The organism is Mesorhizobium sp. M2A.F.Ca.ET.067.02.1.1, assembly GCF_004023285.1.
Taxonomy (GTDB): domain Bacteria; phylum Pseudomonadota; class Alphaproteobacteria; order Rhizobiales; family Rhizobiaceae; genus Mesorhizobium.
Map to the genome: position 1 here is coordinate 1 of NZ_RZSB01001448.1, position 424 is coordinate 424.

Annotated in this window: 1 protein-coding gene; it reads right to left on the reverse strand. The window is 57.5% G+C overall.

Annotation, left to right across the window (positions count from 1 at the left end):
• Nucleotides 1-69: 69 nt before the first annotated feature.
• Nucleotides 70-424: hypothetical protein (locus EOA28_RS39420; protein ID WP_189342437.1), on the reverse strand; the 355-nt coding region annotated here is incomplete at its 5' end.

The window sequence follows — 424 nt, forward strand, 5'->3', positions numbered from 1 at the left end:
ATCTCTATAGCAACGTCAAGGAGAAGCGCGAGGTGTTGCAGATGTGGTCAAATCACATCGAATGGCTGATCAAGCAGGCTGCGGATGACGCTCTGGCGGCGTAGCTGCTGGCATGGGCGGAAGATGCGGCGCAACAATCGTCAGAGCCTCATCGAATTGGAGATCATGCTTGACCAGCAAATGCGCGGCCAATGCTTCGATGGCCGACCAGTGATCGAGTACTAGCCGGGCCGTGCAATCTTCGATCCGCCTCCAACGGGGGCGGCGCGGCATCAGGAACCGCAACTCACCATAGATTCGCTTGGCATCCGCGTAGTCGCTGCTCCCCTCATTCCCATCGGACGCATTCATCGCCATATCGCGCGGGTCCAGATAGCCTTCGAATGCGGATTCTGCAAAAGGACCTGCCAGACACGCAACTATC